This window comes from Pseudomonas sp. NUPR-001, from assembly GCF_052147955.1.
Classification (GTDB): Bacteria; Pseudomonadota; Gammaproteobacteria; order Pseudomonadales; family Pseudomonadaceae; genus Aquipseudomonas.
The window spans coordinates 1,299,292-1,313,942 of sequence record NZ_CP197353.1 but is presented as its reverse complement, the minus strand read 5'-3'; the positions used below and the strand labels follow the sequence as shown (position 1 = coordinate 1,313,942).

The window sequence follows — 14,651 nt, the reverse complement described above, 5'->3', positions numbered from 1 at the left end:
CTATTTTTCATTTATTTGTCATCCGATCAGTATTTTCTATGGAAAGCGACTGGCAGACCCCATTCCGTTGCGCTAATATTTTCGAAAATGAACATCAATGTTCAAATTCGATGTTAGAAAGTATTTAAGGAAGCCGCCCGTGCCGCAATCCAGCTTGTCATCGCCTGCCCTTGCCGACATCTATGACCTCGCCATCATTGGCGGTGGCATCAATGGCGTGGGTATCGCCGCCGACGCGGCTGGACGCGGCCTGTCGGTATTCCTCTGCGAAAAAGACGACCTCGCCAGCCACACCTCGTCGGCCAGCAGCAAGCTGATCCACGGCGGCCTGCGCTACCTGGAACACTATGAGTTCCGCCTGGTGCGTGAAGCGCTGGCCGAGCGCGAAGTGCTGTTGGCCAAGGCTCCGCACATCGTCAAGCCGATGCGTTTCGTCCTGCCGCACCGCCCGCACCTGCGCCCGGCGTGGATGATCCGTGCCGGCCTGTTCCTTTACGATCACCTGGGCAAACGCGAAAAACTCGGCGCCTCGCGCAGCCTGCGCTTCGGCCCGGGCAACCCGCTCAAGGCCAACATCACCCGTGGTTTCGAATACGCCGATTGCGCCGTGGATGACGCCCGCCTGGTAGTCCTCAACGCCATGGCTGCGCGCGAAAAAGGCGCAGACATCCGCACCCGCACTCGCTGCGTTCGCGCACAACGTGTCGATGGCGTGTGGGACGTGCTGCTCGAAAACGCCGATGGCAGCCAGCAGTCGATCCGCGCCCGCGCCCTGGTCAATGCCGCCGGCCCGTGGGTGGCCAAGTTCATCAAAGATGACCTGCAACTCGACGCCCCGTACGGCATTCGTCTGATTCAGGGCAGCCACCTGATCGTGCCGAAGCTGTATGACGGTGAGCACGCCTACATCCTGCAGAACGAAGACCAACGCATCGTATTCGCCATTCCGTATCTGGAACGCTTCACCCTGATCGGTACCACAGACCGTGAATACACTGGCGACCCGGCCAAGGTCGCGATCACCGAAGGCGAAACCGACTACCTGCTCAACGTGGTCAACGCGCACTTCAACCATCAGCTCAGCCGTGCCGATATCCTGCACACCTTTGCCGGTGTACGGCCGCTGTGTAACGACGAGTCGGACAACCCTTCGGCCGTTACCCGCGACTACACCCTGGCCCTCTCGGCCAGCAGCGGTGATGCCCCGCTGCTGTCGGTATTCGGTGGCAAGCTGACGACCTACCGCAAGCTGGCCGAGTCGGCCATGAGCGAACTCGCACCGTTCTTCACCCAGATGCGTGGCAGCTGGACCGCCAGCGCCGCCCTGCCGGGTGGCGAGAACATGACCACCGCGCAAGCCCTGACCGATAGCATCCTGACCCAATGTGGCTGGCTGCCAGCCGACATCGCCAAGCGTTGGGCGCTGACCTACGGCAGCCGCGTCTGGCGCCTGCTTGAAGGCGTGCAAGGCCCGGCAGACCTGGGCGATGCCATCGGTGGTGGATTGTTCACCCGCGAGGTGGATTACCTGTGCAGCGAAGAGTGGGCCGTCAGCGCCGACGACATCCTCTGGCGCCGCAGCAAGCTCGGCTTGTTCACCACCGCCGCCGAACAACAGGCCCTGCGCGACTACCTGCAACGCCTGGAGCTGCATCGCGCAGCCTGAACCACCGTGTAGGAGCGGGCTTGCCCCGCGATTGCGGTTTACCTGTCACACCGCGATCGCGGGGCAAGCCCGCTCCTACAGCGCTATATTCGGATTTCCGAACGTTACACATCCTCGCATTCGGCCGCCCGGACGAATCCTACAGCCACTTAGGCGTCAGAAAAGTTTAATGGCCTGATTTCTCAAGGCTTTATGATCAATGTCAGGGCTTGGCATGAGTCATGCTCTACACTCAGTACCCGAATGCGCAAACCGCTTCATTGCAGTGTTCGCTGAACGAAAGAGCCCGCCAACGGCTCAATAAAAAAAACAACGTCGAGGAAATTTTGATGCGTATCGTTCCCCACCTGTTGGGCGCAGCCATCACGGCCGCTTTGATCAGTTCGCCAGTTGTCGCCGCAGAGCTGACCGGCACCCTGAAGAAAATCAACGACTCGGGCACCATTACTCTGGGGCACCGCGACGCTTCTATCCCGTTCTCCTACATCGCCGACGCTTCGGGTAAACCCGTCGGTTACTCCCATGACATCCAGCTGGCAATCGTCGAGGCCCTGAAAAAGGACCTGAACAAGCCAGACCTGAAGGTCAAATACAACCTCGTCACTTCCCAGACCCGTATCCCGCTGGTGCAAAACGGCACCGTTGACGTTGAGTGTGGTTCGACCACCAACAACGTCGAGCGCCAGCAGCAAGTAGCCTTCTCGGTTGGTATCTTCGAAGTCGGTACCCGTCTGTTGACCAAAGCCCAAGACGGCAAGCCTGAAAATGCCAAGTACAAAGACTTCGCTGACCTGGCTGGCAAGAACGTCGTGACCACCGCAGGCACCACGTCCGAGCGCATCCTCAAGGCCATGAACGCCGACAAGCAGATGAAGATGAACGTCATCTCGGCCAAAGACCACGGCGAGTCGTTCCAGATGCTCGAATCCGGCCGCGCTGTCGCCTTCATGATGGACGACGCGCTGCTGGCAGGTGAAATGGCGAAAGCCAAAGATCCAAAAGGCTGGGCCATCGTCGGTACGCCACAGTCCTATGAAATCTACGGCTGCATGGTCCGCAAGGACGACCCAGCGTTCAAGGCAGCTGTCGACAAGGCCATCGTCGACCTCTACAAGTCGGGCGAGATCAACAAGATCTACGACAAGTGGTTCATGCAACCTGTACCGCCAAAGGGCCTGAACCTGAACTTCCCGATGAGCGACGAGCTCAAGGCGCTGATCGCCACTCCTACCGACAAAGCTGCAGACGAAAAGAAGTCCTGATCCCCAGCTAGTTAGTGTCTAACCTTTCATCCGAGGGTGCCTTGTGCCCTCGGATGCTCGAAGGTGCCCGTGAAACAACTGATCTGAGGGGAAATCCCGATGAATTACAACTGGGACTGGGGCGTTTTCTTCAAGTCCACCGGCATCGGCAACGAGATCTACCTTGACTGGTACATCACCGGCCTGGGCTGGACCATCGCCATTGCCATTGCGGCGTGGATCATTGCATTGCTGCTGGGCTCGGTGCTCGGCGTCATGCGTACGGTGCCGAACCGCCTGGTATCGGGCATCGCCACAGCTTACGTGGAACTGTTTCGTAACGTGCCGCTGCTGGTGCAGCTGTTCATCTGGTACTTCCTGGTACCCGACCTGCTGCCTGAAGGCCTGCAGGAATGGTTCAAACAAGACCTCAACCCGACCACTTCGGCGCTGATCAGCGTGGTCATCTGCCTGGGCCTGTTCACCGCCGCACGGGTGTGCGAACAAGTGCGTACCGGTATCCAGGCACTGCCGCGTGGCCAGGAGTCGGCCGCACGCGCCATGGGTTTCAGCCTGCCGCAGATCTACTGGAACGTACTGCTGCCGCAAGCCTACCGAATCATCATTCCGCCGCTGACCTCGGAATTCTTGAACGTGTTCAAGAACTCTTCGGTGGCCTCGCTGATCGGCCTGATGGAGCTGCTGGCGCAAACCAAACAAACCGCCGAGTTCTCGGCCAACCTGTTTGAAGCCTTCACCCTGGCGACGCTGATCTACTTCACCCTGAACATGGGCCTGATGCTGCTGATGCGCATGGTCGAGAAGAAAGTCGCGGTACCCGGCCTGATCTCCGTGGGGGGCAAATAATGGACTTCAGTGGAATCATTCCCGCCCTGCCGAGCCTGTGGAACGGCATGCTGATGACCCTGCAACTGATGGTCATGGGGGTTGTCGGCGGTATCGTGCTGGGCACCATCCTGGCACTGATGCGCCTGTCGTCGAACAAGCTGCTGTCGAACTTCGCCGGCGTTTACGTCAACTACTTCCGCTCGATCCCGCTGCTGCTGGTGATCACCTGGTTCTACCTGGCGGTGCCGTTCATCCTGCGCTGGATCACCGGCGAAGACACGCCAGTCGGCGCCTTCACCTCCTGCGTCGTGGCGTTCATGATGTTCGAGGCCGCCTACTTCTGCGAAATCGTCCGTGCAGGCGTACAGTCGATTTCCAAAGGCCAGATGGGTGCGGCACAAGCGCTGGGCATGACCTACGGGCAAACCATGCGCCTGATCATCCTGCCCCAGGCGTTTCGCAAGATGACCCCGCTGCTGCTGCAGCAGAGCATCATCCTGTTCCAGGACACCTCGCTGGTTTACACCGTCGGCCTGGTGGACTTTCTCAACTCGGCACGGGCCAGTGGCGACATCATCGGGCGCTCCAACGAGTTCCTGATTTTCGCCGGCATCGTGTACTTCGTCATCAGCTTCTCCGCTTCCTGGCTGGTCAAGCGTCTGCAGAAAAGGATAACCGTATGATTTCCATCAAGAACGTCAACAAGTGGTACGGCGACTTCCAGGTTCTGACCGACTGCAACACCGAGGTCAAGAAAGGTGAAGTGGTTGTGGTCTGTGGCCCGTCGGGTTCGGGCAAGTCGACCCTGATCAAATGCGTCAACGCCCTGGAGCCGTTCCAGAAAGGCGACATCGTGGTGGACGGCACCTCGATCGCCGACCCCAAGACCAACCTGCCCAAGCTGCGCTCACGGGTCGGCATGGTGTTCCAGCATTTCGAGCTGTTCCCGCACCTGAGCATCACCGAGAACCTGACCATTGCCCAGCGCAAGGTACTGGGCCGCAGTGAAGCAGAAGCCACCAAGAAGGGCCTGGCCCTGCTCGACCGCGTCGGCCTCAGCGCCCACGCCAAGAAGCACCCGGGGCAACTCTCCGGTGGTCAGCAGCAGCGTGTGGCGATTGCCCGCGCCCTGTCGATGGACCCGATCGTCATGCTGTTCGACGAACCGACCTCGGCACTGGACCCGGAAATGGTCAATGAAGTACTGGACGTGATGGTGGAACTGGCCCACGAAGGCATGACCATGATGTGCGTGACCCACGAAATGGGCTTCGCCCGCAAAGTCGCCAATCGGGTGATTTTCATGGACCAGGGCAAGATCATCGAGGACTGCCAGAAGGAAGAGTTCTTCGGTGACCCAAGCGCCCGCCATGAGCGTACCCAGCACTTCCTCAGCAAAATCCTGCAACACTGAGGTGATGACCAGCGCCCACTGTCCGACCTGTAGCGGACATTGGGTGCTGGCCGTTCAAAGGCCACTGTGATGAAATGCGATCCCACGCTCTTTCGCCCAGCCAAGCCTGCTCTTGCCGTGAAACCCCGTTTGCTTCGCCAACTGCTGATCCCGCCTTTGATCATTCTGCTGATGATCGGTCTGGGTGTGGCTGGCTTCATGATCAGCGAGCACAACGGCATTCGCACCTTGAGCGAGTCTGGCGAGCGCCAGCTTGAGCTGCACGCCCGCGGCGTCGAAAGCGAAATCAGCAAATACACCTACCTGCCCAGCGTGCTGGAACTGGAAAGCAGCGTTTCCAGCCTGCTGACCGATCCTGAAGGCGAACACCGCCAGACGGTCAACGAATACCTCGAAGGCCTGAACCGGCGCAGCCGCAGTCGAGCCATCTTCGTGCTCGACACCACGGGCCGGGTCCAGGCCACCAGCAACTGGCGTGACGTCGACAGCTTTCTCGGTGAAGACCTGTCGTTCCGTGCCTATTTCCAGCACGCCGTACGCGGCCAGCCCGGGCGTTTCTACGGCATTGGCAGCACCACCGGCGAGCCAGGCTACTACCTCGCCCATGGCCTGGAAGAACACGGCAAAATCATTGGCGTGGCGGTGATCAAAGTCCGCCTGGAAAACATGGAAGAGCGCTGGCAGCGCGCACGCCTGGAAGCCTTCGTCAGCGACGAAAATGGCATCATCATTCTTTCCAGCGACCCGGCCCGACGCCTCAAGTCGGTACGCCCGCTGACCCCGGACATCAAGGAACGCCTGGCGCGCAGCCTGCAGTACTACTGGTGGCCGCTCAATGAACTGCAACCCCTGTCGCGGGAAAAGCTCGCCGATGGCCTGGAGAAGCTGAGCTTCCCGGCCAATGCAGAACTGGGTGATGGTCGCCGCGAAGTCGCCTACCTGGCCCAGACCCGGCGTCTGAGTGACACGCCCTGGCACTTCACCCTGCTCACACCCTTGCAGGACTTGCGTCGTGAATCGATCATCCAGGGCGTGCTGGTAGCGGTCGCCTTCGCCTTGCTGACCATTGTGCTGATTGCCTGGAACGAGCGGCGTAAAGTCATTGCCACCCGCCTGGCCGCCCGTGAGGCACTTGAAGAGGCCAACAGCCAGCTGGAGCGCAAAATTACCGAGCGCACCGCTGACTTGCGGGCCAGCAACGACCGCCTCAAGGGCCAGATTCGTGAACGCCGGCAGGCCGAGCAGACCCTGCGCCATGCCCAGGACGAACTGGTCCAGGCCGGAAAGCTTGCGGCTATCGGGCAGATGTCCACCAGCATTGCCCATGAGCTGAACCAGCCATTGGCCGCGTTGCGTACCCTATCAGGCAACACCGTACGCTTCCTCGAACGTGGCGCCCTGGAAACCGCCAGCGCCAACCTGCTGACCATGAATGACCTGATCGACCGCATGGGGCGGATCACCGCCAGCCTGCGCTCGTTTGCCCGTCGTGGTGACGACAGTGGCCAGGCTTCGTTGGGCAAAGCGGTGGAAGCCAGCCTGCAGGTACTGGGCGCGCGCGTTGCCGGTTGCCACCTGAAGCTCAACCATCAGTACGAAGATCAACAACTGGCGATCGACCAGACCCGCCTTGAGCAGATTCTGGTCAACCTGATCGGCAACGCGCTCGACGCCATGGCCGCCCAGCCCTTGCCCGAACTCTGGCTCGAAGGCGAGCTGCAAGGCGACAAATACCGCCTGCGGGTGCGCGACAACGGCCACGGCATCGACGCTGAAGCACGCAAGCACCTGTTCGAACCTTTCTTCACCACCAAACCAGGAGAGCACGGCCTGGGCCTGGGCCTGACTCTGTCTGCCAGCCTCGCCGCTGCCGCCAAGGGCAACCTGAGCGTCGAACATCCCGCCAATGGTGGTACCGCGTTCGTCCTCACCCTGCCCTTGGTCACTGCCCCTGGAGAATCTGCCGAGTGCCTATGAACCAAGCGCCCCTTACTGTCCTGATCGTCGAAGACGACCCGCATGTGCTGCTCGGCTGCCAGCAGGCGCTGGCGCTGGAAGACATTGCCTGCGAAGGCGTCGGCAGCGCCGAAGAAGCCCTGCAGCGCATCGGTGATGACTTCGCCGGGATTGTGGTCAGCGACATTCGCCTGCCCGGCATCGACGGCCTGGAACTGCTGAGCCGCCTCAAGGCCCGCGACAGCAGCCTGCCGGTGGTATTGATCACCGGCCACGGCGACATCGACATGGCCGTTGGCGCGATGCGCAATGGCGCCTACGACTTCATGGAAAAACCCTTCGCCCCGGAGCGTCTGGTCGAAGTGGTACGCCGCGCCCTGGAACAACGCGGGCTGTCGCGGGAAGTCTTCGCCTTGCGCCGCCAACTGGCGGAGCAAAGCACCCTGGAGGGCCGCATCATTGGCCGCTCGCCAGCCATGCAGAACCTGCGTGACCTGATCGCCAACGTCGCCGACACCTCGGCCAATGTCTTGATCGAAGGCGAAACCGGCACCGGTAAAGAGCTGGTCGCCCGTTGCCTGCACGATTTCAGCCGGCGCCAGGGCCAACCCTTCGTGGCCCTCAACTGCGGTGGCCTGCCGGAGAACCTGTTCGAGAGCGAAATCTTCGGCCACGAGGCCAACGCCTTTACCGGCGCGGGCAAACGGCGCATCGGCAAGATCGAACACGCCAACGGCGGCACGCTGTTTCTCGACGAAGTCGAAAGCATGCCGATCAACCTGCAGATCAAACTGCTGCGCGTGTTGCAGGAGCGTACCCTCGAACGCCTGGGCTCGAACCAGAGCATACCGATCGATTGCCGGGTAATTGCCGCGACCAAATCCGACCTGGCCGCCCTCGGCCAGAGCGGCCAGTTTCGCAGCGACCTGTATTACCGCCTCAACGTGGTGACCCTGGAACTGCCGCCGCTGCGTGAACGCCGTGAAGACATCCTGCAGCTGTTCGAACACTTTCTGCAGTTGTCCTCATTGCGCTTCGACCGCGAGACACCGCAACTGGACAGCCAGACACTGTCGCGCCTGATGGCCCATGATTGGCCGGGCAACGTACGTGAATTGCGCAACGTCGCCGAACGCTTCGCCCTTGGCTTACCGGCCTTCAAGAAAGTTGGCGCCAGTGCCAGCCAGGGCTTGGGCTTTGCCGAAGCGGTTGAGGCGTTCGAACGCAACCTGATCAGCGATGCCCTGCAACGTACCGGCGGCAACCTCAGCCAGGCCAGCCAGGAGCTGAGCATGGCCAAGACCACGCTGTTCGACAAAGTGAAAAAATATGGCCTGGGTTGACCGGCCGCTGCCTCGAGAAAACCTGTGGACCTGATACTCAAAGCCTGCCTGGGCGCAGCAGTGGTGGTGATCCTTGCTGCGCTGGCGAAAACCCGCAATTACTACATCGCCGGGCTGGTCCCGCTTTTTCCGACCTTTGCCCTGATTGCCCATTACATCGTCGGCAAGGGCCGTTCGCTGGACGATTTGAAAACCACCATCCTGTTTGGCATGTGGTCGATCATCCCGTACTTCGTCTACCTGGCGGCGCTGTATGTGCTGGTGGATCGCATGCGCCTGGAGCTGTCGCTGGCCTTGGCAGCGGTGGCCTGGCTTGTGGCGGCCACGGTGCTGGTCAGCGTCTGGGTGAAGTTTCAGTAGGAGCGGGCTTGCCCCGCGATTGCGGTGTGTCAGTGAAATTGCCTCGCGGGGCAAGCCCGCTCCTACACGGTCAGTACGCCGCCAGGTGCGTATCGGCCAGGCGCTGGGTTTTCAGGTAAGGCAGCACTGCGGCCAGCAACGGTACTTTGAACTGTTCCTGAAAACGATGAGCCAAACCTGGAATCAACTTCAACTGGCTGCCATGAATATGCGCAGCCAGGTGCACGCCATGCATCACCGGTAACAAAGGGTCGGCGGTGCCATGCACCACCAGCGTCGGCAGGCGCAGGTGGTTGAGCAGTTCAACCCTACTCGGTTCCGCCAGTATCGCCAGAATCTGGCGCTTGCCTCCCTCCGGGTTGAATGCGCGGTCATAGGATTGCGCCGCCTGTTCCAGCAGGGCCTGACGATCATCCTCGACCTGCGGGCTACCCAGCGCAGCCAGCAGGTCAGCTTGCTGCTCGATAGCCACTGCGCGGTTCGGCGCCTCACGCCGTGCCAATAACTGCACCAAGGCAGGGCTGGGCGTCGGCAAGCCTTGGGCACCTGAGCTGGACATGATCAAGGTCAGGCTTTCCACCCGCGCCGGCGCCATGGCCGCCAGGTGCTGGGCGATCATGCCGCCCATACTCACACCCATGACGTGAAAGCGCTCAATCCCCAAGACGTCCATCAAGCCCAGGCCGTCTTCAGCCATATCGGTGAGGCTATAAGGCGCGCTGACCGAAAGCCCGAGTTTGTAGCGCAACAATTGGTAGGTCAGGTTGGCGCTGGCCGGTGCCTGGGTCCAGTGGGTCAGGCCAACATCGCGGTTGTCGTAGCGAATCACCCGAAAGCCTTGCTGACACAACGCCGCCACCACCTCATCCGGCCAGTGGATCAACTGCCCGCCCAGGCCCATGACCAACAGCAGTGCCGGGTCTGAGTCTCGGCCAATGCTTTGATAGGCCACGCTCAGCTGTGCCAGGTCGGCGTGTTGGGTCGGCACGTTGGTGTCGCAACGTGACGCTGCAACGGAAGGTAAGGCGCTGATCAGCACCAGAAAAAACAAAAATGCCCGCATGAAAGAAACACCAGAATGCAAATCCCCAGTAGAGCGGGAGTCTGATGACTTTCATGCGGGCGCGCTGCCACAAAACCGTGACCGTTTGATGACAGGCGCTCAGTGGTCATTATCGCGGGGCAAGCCCGCTCCCACAGTTGCCAGCCGGTGGGAGCGGCGGTGCGGCGACCCGACTTGCCCCGCGATATCGTCAAGCCAACTGGCTGCGAAGTTGCCGGGCCGCAGCCACCATATTCACCAACGCCGCTTCGGTTTCCGGCCAGGCCCGGGTCTTGAGGCCGCAGTCGGGGTTGACCCACAAGCGTTCGGCCGGAATACGCTCGACCGCTTTGCTCATCAGTTTGACCATTTCAGCGGTGTCCGGCACGCGCGGTGAGTGAATGTCGTACACGCCCGGACCAATGTCGTTGGGGTAGTCGAAGGCTTTGAAAGCCTCCAGCAACTGCATGTCCGAACGTGACGTCTCGATGGTGATCACGTCAGCATCCATGGCTGCGATAGCCTCGATCACGTCGTTGAACTCGCTGTAGCACATATGCGTGTGAATCTGCGTTTCATCCCGCACGCCACTGGAGCACAAACGGAAGGCTGCAACTGCCCAGTCTAGGTACGCCTGCCATTGCGCACGGCGCAGCGGCAGGCCTTCACGGAACGCTGCCTCATCGATTTGCACGATCTTGATACCGGCCGCTTCCAGGTCCTGTACTTCGTCGCGAATGGCCAGCGCCAGTTGCTCGGCCTGAGCCTGGCGCGACAGGTCTTCGCGTGGGAACGACCACATCAGCATGGTCACCGGCCCAGTCAGCATGCCTTTCATGACCTTGTTGGTCTGGCGCTGGGCGTACTCGATCCAGGCCACTGTCATCGGCTGCGGCCGGCTCAGGTCACCGTAGATGATCGCCGGTTTCACGCAACGCGAGCCGTAGCTCTGTACCCAACCAAAGCGGGTGAAGAGGTAGCCGTCGAGTTGTTCGGCAAAATACTCGACCATATCATTGCGCTCGGCTTCGCCATGCACCAGCACGTCCAGGCCAAGGCGCTCCTGCACCTGTACGGCATGGCGAATCTCACTGTGCATCGCGTCGGTGTAATCATTGGCCGACAGCTTGCCCTGCTTGTAAGCCTGACGCGCCAGACGGATGGCCGAGGTCTGCGGGAACGAGCCAATGGTGGTAGTCGGGAACGCTGGCAACTGTAGGCGTTGACGCTGGGCGTCAATGCGTTGGGCAAAGGCTGACTGACGCTGACGATCGCCAGCACTGACCGCTGCCAGACGCGCCTGGACCTGCGGTTTGTGGATGCGTGGCGATTGCGCACGGTTGAGCTGAACAGCGCGGCTGCTGGCCAGTGCGCTTTGCACTGCGGGCAGGTGGGGCACCTCCAGTGCCTTGGACAACAGGGCAATTTCTTCGCACTTCTGCACGGCGAAGGCCAGCCAGCTTTTCAGTTCCGTGTCGAGCTTGTCTTCACGCGCCAGGTCCACCGGGCTGTGCAACAGCGAGCAGGAACCGGCGACCCAGAGATTGGCGCCGAACCGTTGCTTGGCCTGCTGCAGTTGCTCCAGCGCCTGCTCCAGGTCGCAACGCCAGACGTTGCGGCCGTTGACCACGCCCAGCGACAGCACTTTATAGGTAGGCAGGCGATCCAGCACCGCTGGCAATTGTTCTGCGGCACGCACAACGTCGATGTGCAGACCGTCCACCGGCAGGCTCACCGCCAGGCCGAGGTTGTCTTCCAGGGCGCTGAAGTAGGTGGCTACCAGCTTTTTCAGCGGCGAGTACTGCAGAATGTGATAAGCGCGCTCGAAGGCATTCTTCCACGCCTGCGGCAGGTCGAGGCCCAGAATCGGCTCATCGATCTGCACCCACTCCACACCCTGACGCGCCAGACGGCTGAGGATCTCGCCGTAAACCGGCAACAGGCGCTCCAACAGGTCGAGTTTGTCGAAGTCTGCGCCCTTGGTCTTGCCCAGCCACAGGTAGGTCAGCGGCCCGATCAGTACCGGCTTGACCGCGTGGCCCAAGGCTTGAGCTTCTGCGACTTCTTCAAACAGTTGCTCCCAGCTCAGCAGGAAGCGCTGGTCGGCAGTGAATTCCGGCACCAGGTAGTGGTAATTGGTATCGAACCACTTGGTGAGCTCTTGCGCGTATTGCGTCTGGCCATGCTCGCCGCCGCAGCAGGTGGTGGCGCCCCGGGCCATGGCGAACAGGGTGTCGAGGGTGGGCAGGCCGTTGCTGCCCAAGGTGTTGGCGAATCGCTCAGGAATCGCACCGAAGGCCAGCGAATGGCTCAACACCTGGTCGTACCAGGCAAAGTCGCCGACTGGCAGCAACTGGATACCGGCATCTTTCTGCACCTGCCAGTGACGCGCACGCAACTCACGGCCCACGGCCTGCAACGCGGCCTGATCGATATCACCCTTCCAGTAGGCTTCTTGCGCTTTTTTCAGTTCGCGGTCAGCGCCGATGCGCGGAAAACCAAGGTTGTGGGCCAGTGCCATGACAATCGTGCTCCATGTAAAAGATGGCGCTATTGTCGACAGGCAGGGCAACATGAGACAAACTCAATAAATTCGTGTTGATCTCAAAATTAATTCATGGAGCACGCAGTGCTGGAAATTCGCCACCTCAAAACTCTGCATGCCCTGCGCGAGGCCGACAGCCTGGTCGAAGCGGCGGAACGCCTGCACCTGACGCAGTCGGCGCTGTCGCACCAGTTCAAGGAGCTGGAGGAGCGCCTGGGGATGCAGCTGTTCATGCGCAAAACCAAGCCGATTCGCTTCACCAGTGCCGGCTTGCGCTTGCTGCAACTGGCCGATGCCACCCTGCCCCTGCTGCGCACGGCCGAACGTGACATTGCCCGCCTGGCCGGTGGCACTGCCGGGCGTCTGCACATGGCCATCGAATGCCACAGCTGCTTCCAGTGGCTGATGCCCACCATCGATCAGTTCCGCGATGCCTGGCCGGAGGTTGAGTTGGACCTGGCGTCAGGCTTCGCCTTTGCCCCGCTCCCGGCCCTGGCCCGTGGCGATCTGGACTTGGTGGTGACCTCCGACCCGCTGGAACTGGCCGGCCTGACCTACGTGCCACTGTTCACCTATGAAGCGATGCTGGCGGTGGCCAACCAGCACCCCTTGGCCAGCAAGCCCTACATCGTGCCGGATGACCTGGCCGCAGAAACGCTGATCACCTACCCGGTGGAGCGTGACCGCCTGGATATTTTCACCCGTTTCCTCGAGCCCGCCGACGTCGAACCGGCGCAAGTGCGCACTGCCGAGCTGACGGTGATGATGATGCAATTGGTCGCCAGCGGCCGTGGTGTCTGCGGTATGCCCCACTGGGCGCTGCATGAGTACAGCTCACGGGGCTACGTGAAAGGTAAACGCCTGGGCGAGAAAGGTTTGTTCGCCACGCTGTACGCAGCAGTGCGCACCGACATGCTCGATGCGCCCTACATGCGTGATTTCCTGCTGACGGCCAAGGACACCTCGTTCTCCACGCTCGACGGTGTCAGCGCCGTACGCTGAGCCTCAAGCCAGCTTGCGCTGCTCCTGCACCAGACGCAGCGCCAGGCCCGCGAGGACGAAGCCCATCACATAGCGCTGCACCATCAGCCACAGCGGGTAGCGCACGAACCAGGCCGACAGCCCGGCGGCGAACAAGGCGATCAGCAGATTCACCGAGAAGCTCACGGTGATCTGGGTCAGCCCCAGGATCAGACTCTGAGCCAGCAGCGAGCCATGCTCCGGGGAGATGAACTGTGGCAGGATCGACAGGTAGAACATCGCCACCTTAGGGTTCAGCAGGCTGGTCAGAAAGCCCATCATCACCAGCCTGGCCGGTGAGTCAGGGCTCAGCTCACGGGCTTCGAACGGCGAGCGCGCCCCCGGCTTGACCGCTTGCCAGGCCATCCACAACAGATAGGCGGCACCTGCCCATTTGAGCAGCTCGTATCCCAGCGGGATAGCCATGAACAAGGCGGTCAGCCCCACTGCCGCCGCTGTCATGTGCACCAGAAACCCGGCCACCACGCCCAGCAACGACGTAATCCCGGCCATGCGTCCCTGGCAGATCGAGCGTGAGATCAGGTAGATCATGTTGGGTCCCGGGGTCAGGACCATCAACAGTGCGGCACCGGTAAACAACAACCACTCATTCACGGGGATCATAGGCATTCCTTTGCACTGATAAAACGCTTAGGCGGGTTGGCGCGGTAGGCGCCGGTACAGTGGCAGAATCTGGTCGCGCGTCAGCGGGGCCAGCTCTAGCGTCAACGGCTTACGTGCCGAGACCCACACGACTTCCTCAATCTCTGCGGCTGGCTCGACGAGCATTGCGGTGTGTACTTGAAACAGCTCGGCCTGAACTTCAAAGCCGGGCTCATTGGCAGCCGGAGCGCTGAACTGGCCGAGGTAGTGGGCGTCTTCTGCGTCGATGCGCAAGCCGAGTTCTTCGAACAGTTCACGGGCCAGGGCCGCGACCGGCGGCTCATTGGCCTCGATCTTGCCGCCTGGTTGCATGAAGGCTTTGGTACCGCGTTTGCGCACCAGCAAGGTACGGCCCTGGGGATCGAGCAGCAACGCGGCGGCGATATGAATGGTTTTGCGCATGGGAAACTCGTCGCGGTGAAGGCGCGCTAGGATCCCATGTAGAGAAAAACCGAACAACCTTATGTAGGAGCGGGCTTGCCCCGCGATGGCGGTCTGTCAGGCACACCGCATCGCGGGGCAAGCCCGCTCCTACGGCTCCGGACGAACGTG

General features: G+C 61.1%; 13 protein-coding genes. 9 read left to right on the top strand and 4 right to left on the bottom strand.

The window, feature by feature from the left end:
- Nucleotides 1-97 precede the first annotated feature (97 nt).
- From glpD to ACP6KB_RS06035, 8 genes are all read left to right on the top strand, one after another.
- The gene (gene glpD / locus ACP6KB_RS06070) at nucleotides 98-1,666 is read left to right on the top strand and encodes a glycerol-3-phosphate dehydrogenase (protein ID WP_442112508.1); all 1,569 of its coding nucleotides are present in this window, start codon (nucleotides 98-100) and stop codon (nucleotides 1,664-1,666) included.
- A gap of 329 nt (nucleotides 1,667-1,995) precedes the next feature.
- The gene (locus ACP6KB_RS06065; protein WP_442112507.1) at nucleotides 1,996-2,928 is read left to right on the top strand and encodes a glutamate/aspartate ABC transporter substrate-binding protein; all 933 of its coding nucleotides are present in this window, start codon (nucleotides 1,996-1,998) and stop codon (nucleotides 2,926-2,928) included.
- A 99-nt stretch (nucleotides 2,929-3,027) separates the two neighbouring features.
- Nucleotides 3,028-3,774 carry an amino acid ABC transporter permease gene (locus ACP6KB_RS06060; RefSeq protein WP_133215486.1) on the top strand — a complete coding sequence of 249 codons (747 nt, stop codon included), beginning with the start codon at nucleotides 3,028-3,030 and terminating at the stop codon, nucleotides 3,772-3,774.
- On the top strand, nucleotides 3,771-4,439 hold the full coding sequence (locus ACP6KB_RS06055; protein ID WP_442114265.1) for an amino acid ABC transporter permease: 669 nt from the start codon (nucleotides 3,771-3,773) through the stop codon (nucleotides 4,437-4,439). The genes ACP6KB_RS06060 and ACP6KB_RS06055 overlap by 4 nt, the downstream gene beginning before the upstream one ends.
- Nucleotides 4,436-5,170: an amino acid ABC transporter ATP-binding protein gene (locus ACP6KB_RS06050; RefSeq protein WP_133215490.1), complete on the top strand. Its 735-nt coding sequence runs from the start codon at nucleotides 4,436-4,438 to the stop codon at nucleotides 5,168-5,170. The genes ACP6KB_RS06055 and ACP6KB_RS06050 overlap by 4 nt, the downstream gene beginning before the upstream one ends.
- Nucleotides 5,171-5,239: 69 nt before the next feature.
- Nucleotides 5,240-7,147, top strand: coding sequence for a sensor histidine kinase (locus ACP6KB_RS06045; protein WP_442112506.1), 1,908 nt, complete (start codon nucleotides 5,240-5,242; stop codon nucleotides 7,145-7,147).
- Nucleotides 7,144-8,469, top strand: coding sequence for a sigma-54-dependent transcriptional regulator (locus ACP6KB_RS06040; protein ID WP_442112505.1), 1,326 nt, complete (start codon nucleotides 7,144-7,146; stop codon nucleotides 8,467-8,469). The genes ACP6KB_RS06045 and ACP6KB_RS06040 overlap by 4 nt, the downstream gene beginning before the upstream one ends.
- 33 nt (nucleotides 8,470-8,502) lie before the next feature.
- Nucleotides 8,503-8,829 (top strand): GlpM family protein, encoded by a 327-nt coding sequence (locus tag ACP6KB_RS06035; protein WP_442114264.1) that lies wholly within the window; start codon nucleotides 8,503-8,505, stop codon nucleotides 8,827-8,829.
- A gap of 70 nt (nucleotides 8,830-8,899) precedes the next feature.
- Here ACP6KB_RS06035 and ACP6KB_RS06030 read toward each other — a convergent pair whose 3' ends face one another.
- Together ACP6KB_RS06030 and metE are read right to left on the bottom strand one after the other, a co-directional pair.
- Complete coding sequence (locus ACP6KB_RS06030) at nucleotides 8,900-9,892, bottom strand: alpha/beta fold hydrolase (protein ID WP_442112504.1); 993 nt, start codon at nucleotides 9,890-9,892, stop codon at nucleotides 8,900-8,902.
- A gap of 190 nt (nucleotides 9,893-10,082) precedes the next feature.
- The gene (gene metE / locus ACP6KB_RS06025) at nucleotides 10,083-12,392 is read right to left on the bottom strand and encodes a 5-methyltetrahydropteroyltriglutamate--homocysteine S-methyltransferase (protein WP_442112503.1); all 2,310 of its coding nucleotides are present in this window, start codon (nucleotides 12,390-12,392) and stop codon (nucleotides 10,083-10,085) included.
- A gap of 108 nt (nucleotides 12,393-12,500) precedes the next feature.
- On the opposite strand from metE, the gene metR reads away from it, so the two are divergent.
- Nucleotides 12,501-13,418: a transcriptional regulator MetR gene (gene metR / locus ACP6KB_RS06020; protein ID WP_442112502.1), complete on the top strand. Its 918-nt coding sequence runs from the start codon at nucleotides 12,501-12,503 to the stop codon at nucleotides 13,416-13,418.
- A 3-nt stretch (nucleotides 13,419-13,421) separates the two neighbouring features.
- Here the strand turns inward: metR and ACP6KB_RS06015 are convergent, their stop codons facing one another.
- Both ACP6KB_RS06015 and ACP6KB_RS06010 read right to left on the bottom strand, forming a co-directional pair.
- On the bottom strand, nucleotides 13,422-14,060 hold the full coding sequence (locus tag ACP6KB_RS06015; protein ID WP_442112501.1) for a LysE family translocator: 639 nt from the start codon (nucleotides 14,058-14,060) through the stop codon (nucleotides 13,422-13,424).
- 27 nt (nucleotides 14,061-14,087) lie between these two features.
- Entirely contained in the window at nucleotides 14,088-14,501 is a 414-nt protein-coding gene (locus ACP6KB_RS06010) for an NUDIX hydrolase (RefSeq protein ID WP_442112500.1), read from the bottom strand.
- Nucleotides 14,502-14,651: the final 150 nt, after the last annotated feature.

What these genes read in the sequence shown, in the direction of transcription:
- ACP6KB_RS06010 (WP_442112500.1), bottom strand. Translation starts at nt 14,501, where the DNA reads ATGCGCAAAACCATTCATATCGCCGCCGCGTTGCTGCTCGATCCCCAG.
- ACP6KB_RS06015 (WP_442112501.1), bottom strand. Translation starts at nt 14,060, where the DNA reads ATGATCCCCGTGAATGAGTGGTTGTTGTTTACCGGTGCCGCACTGTTG.
- metE (WP_442112503.1), bottom strand. Translation starts at nt 12,392, where the DNA reads ATGGCACTGGCCCACAACCTTGGTTTTCCGCGCATCGGCGCTGACCGC.
- ACP6KB_RS06045 (WP_442112506.1), top strand. Translation starts at nt 5,240, where the DNA reads ATGAAATGCGATCCCACGCTCTTTCGCCCAGCCAAGCCTGCTCTTGCC.
- glpD (WP_442112508.1), top strand. Translation starts at nt 98, where the DNA reads ATGTTCAAATTCGATGTTAGAAAGTATTTAAGGAAGCCGCCCGTGCCG.
- ACP6KB_RS06060 (WP_133215486.1), top strand. Translation starts at nt 3,028, where the DNA reads ATGAATTACAACTGGGACTGGGGCGTTTTCTTCAAGTCCACCGGCATC.
- ACP6KB_RS06040 (WP_442112505.1), top strand. Translation starts at nt 7,144, where the DNA reads ATGAACCAAGCGCCCCTTACTGTCCTGATCGTCGAAGACGACCCGCAT.
- ACP6KB_RS06050 (WP_133215490.1), top strand. Translation starts at nt 4,436, where the DNA reads ATGATTTCCATCAAGAACGTCAACAAGTGGTACGGCGACTTCCAGGTT.
- ACP6KB_RS06065 (WP_442112507.1), top strand. Translation starts at nt 1,996, where the DNA reads ATGCGTATCGTTCCCCACCTGTTGGGCGCAGCCATCACGGCCGCTTTG.
- ACP6KB_RS06030 (WP_442112504.1), bottom strand. Translation starts at nt 9,892, where the DNA reads ATGCGGGCATTTTTGTTTTTTCTGGTGCTGATCAGCGCCTTACCTTCC.